Genomic DNA, 2,583 nt, shown 5'->3' with positions numbered 1-2,583 from the left:
CTACGGGCACCTTCTCCCCGAGGGGAGAAGAGGGGATCGACAGGTTGCGGCATATCAGCCTATTCCGGCCTTCGCTTTGGGCTCAGGGCGTTCGCCGCTGCAATCGATTCACTGGATCGATTGCTGCCGCCTCTGGCGGCACCGGATCAGGGGGTCGCGTCTGCCGCACCCTCTCCCCTTCGCTTTGGGCTCAGGGCGTTCGCAACTGCAATCGATTCACTGGATCGATTGCTGGCGCCTCTGGCGGCACCGCGGCTCACCCACCCGCAATCCCCAGAAGTTCGGCGTCGAGCGCCTTCAGATAATCGCCGGCGATTTCGGCGCTGAGGCCGAGGTCGTGCTGGCCGTAGCGGGAGGCGACGCGGATGTCGACGAAGGTGGTTTCGGCCTCTTCGCGCAGCCGGATCATCATATCGAAGCGCAGGCCGAGGATCAGCGTGCGGGTGGTGGCCTGCAGCGTCACGCCGTTGGCGCCGCGGATCAGCTTGGCGACATCGTCATCATAGGGGCGCGGCGTCGGCACCGGGATGATGCCGGGCGCATCGGTCACGGCCTCGTCGCCGGGGGCGGGCTTTGCCGGCCGGTCCTCGAGATCGCGGTCCGGCTCTGATGTGCCGGTGCTCCTGACGATCGTAAAGCCGCTCTGTTTGGCAACCTTGCGCACCGCTTCCAGCACGCGGTCGAGCGCGCCCTCATAACGCCGGCCGGTCAGTTCCGGATAGGCCTCCATCTGCTTCTCGCGATCTTCAGGCGTCACCACCGGATTGCGCTTCAGCCAGATCTGGTCGGATTTCGGCGGCGATAGCCAGTCCGGTGCCGACACCGGATCGGTGGAGACGTCGTAGATCGCAGGCAGGCTGATGTAGCGTTCGGCGGCCACAGCGCCAATACCAAGCGGAAAGGCGGCATAGATCAGCGCCGCCAGCGCGGCGAGCCCGCCCTCCGCCCCTGTCATCCAGAGGCTGCGCAGGCCGATCGCGGCGAGCAGTGCGGCGAGCAGCGCGCAGCCGGCGGCAAAGATCAAAAGCAGCACCAGATAGGGGGTTGCGAGGCCGCCGAAGCGATGGGCGATGAGCACGGCGAGCGCCAGAACCAGCGAAAACGCCCCGAGCAGCCGCGAAAAGCGGGCGGCGCTGGAAACGGGGCGGTCGTAGCGGATGGCCATCAAACTTACCGGTTGCTCGTGAGCGCCGCGCTATGAACCACGCAAATCGCCATAGACCTGTTTAGAGCATGATGCCGAAAAGTGTGAAGCGGTTTTCGGACGACATCATGCTCTATTTCTTTGATTTAGATCCGGATTCAGATTTCAGGCCGGCCCGGCCTAAAATCATCCGGATCTGGGGCAAGATTCGGCTGAATTGAAACTGTTGTCGCAAGCATATCCGCCGGAATCCACGGCGAAGGCGGAATGGCATTCCGTAAGCCCTTGCTGATATGCCAAAAAAAGGCCATTCTGCCGCGGTTTCATCTCCAGGGTCACGGACAGGAGAGACGCGATGATTTCACCCGAGATAGCAGCAAGGCCGCAGGCGTCTGCGCTTGGCGCGATCGATCACACCGAGCCGTCGCTGCCGATGGAGCTCGTCGAGCTCGAACTGTCGCTCGAAGGTTATGCCGGCGGTGACGCCGGCTTCTGCGAGGCGGTGCGCCAGGCAGCCGGCCGTTCCGGCGGCGAACTGCTGTTCGACCTGCCGGCCGCCGGCCTGATCGAGGATTGCCGGCGCATCGCCGTCTTGCGCATTCCCGATGGCGAGAACATGCGCGTCGTGCTGGCGCTGCTCGATCACAACGGCACCGAGATCCGCATGCAGGCGCCCGACGAGGAGACCGCCCATCTCGTGCGTTTCGCCGACGCCTTCATCGAGGTGCTGGAGCGGATCTGAGCGCGACCTAGCGCCGCTCGGCCGCGGCTTCCGCCAGGCTGCGGAAGGGAAACTTGCGCCCGCATTCGCATTTGATCATGAAGCTTTCCTGGTGGTTGGAAGCCCGCTGCACGCCGAAGCCGCGCGGCAGGTGATCGACCGTGAAACCCGGATGCTTGCGCTTGGGATCGTCGATCTCCGAGGCCTCGGCAAAACCAGCATTGCCGCATTGCGGGCAGTTCAGCTTCTTCGAAAATCGATCGCGGATGGCCATGCTCGGTTCCAGTGTTTTCCGGCCTCCTCATACAGAGGAATCGCCGGCGGCGAAAGTGGAACCATCTGCCTGGGCTGCCGTTCCCTTTTTCAAAAGGAGGCGATCATGCCGAACAGAGACCCGATCCCGACACCGACGACTGACACACCGCGCGGTCCGACGCCGACGCCGGGCGTCCCCGACCGCACCCAGGAAAAACCGCCGCTGACCCCTGCCCAGGACCCGGGCGACACCAAGAACCCGCAAGACCCGCCGCTCGACCCGGCGCTCTTGCCGATCGGCGATCCGGCCGGGGCGGCGTAGCAACACGTCCCCTTTTGCACACCTCACTTTTTTGAGGTTAGCCTCGGCGTCGGCGGCCCCCTCATCCGCCCTACGGGCACCTTCTCCCCGCTGGGGAGAAGAGGGAATCGCGAGGTCGCGGCATAACCCCTTCGCCCCAGC

General features: G+C 64.5%; 4 protein-coding genes. 2 read left to right on the top strand and 2 right to left on the bottom strand.

What is annotated here, in order from left to right; genetic code table 11:
- Positions 1–256: 256 nt before the first annotated feature.
- Positions 257–1,165, bottom strand: a complete 909-nt coding sequence (locus tag AC13QO_RS29820; protein WP_488542754.1) for a DUF1499 domain-containing protein — start codon at positions 1,163–1,165, stop codon at positions 257–259.
- Positions 1,166–1,499: 334 nt separating this feature from the next.
- Here AC13QO_RS29820 and AC13QO_RS29815 point away from each other — a divergent pair, with 334 nt between their 5' ends.
- Positions 1,500–1,886: a hypothetical protein gene (locus tag AC13QO_RS29815; RefSeq protein ID WP_085777257.1), complete on the top strand. Its 387-nt coding sequence runs from the start codon at positions 1,500–1,502 to the stop codon at positions 1,884–1,886.
- A gap of 7 nt (positions 1,887–1,893) precedes the next feature.
- On the opposite strand, the gene AC13QO_RS29810 is transcribed toward AC13QO_RS29815, so the two are convergent.
- Entirely contained in the window at positions 1,894–2,139 is a 246-nt protein-coding gene (locus AC13QO_RS29810) for a hypothetical protein (protein WP_085777256.1), read from the bottom strand.
- Between the two features lie 105 nt (positions 2,140–2,244).
- Between AC13QO_RS29810 and AC13QO_RS29805 the strand changes: the two genes are divergently transcribed.
- Positions 2,245–2,442 carry a hypothetical protein gene (locus AC13QO_RS29805; RefSeq protein WP_085777255.1) on the top strand — a complete coding sequence of 66 codons (198 nt, stop codon included), beginning with the start codon at positions 2,245–2,247 and terminating at the stop codon, positions 2,440–2,442.
- Positions 2,443–2,583: the final 141 nt, after the last annotated feature.

The sequence above is a fragment of the Rhizobium sp. CNPSo 3670 genome, assembly GCF_057784555.1.
Note: the sequence above shows the minus strand (reverse complement) of the source record. Positions and strands in the feature narration are given on the sequence as shown.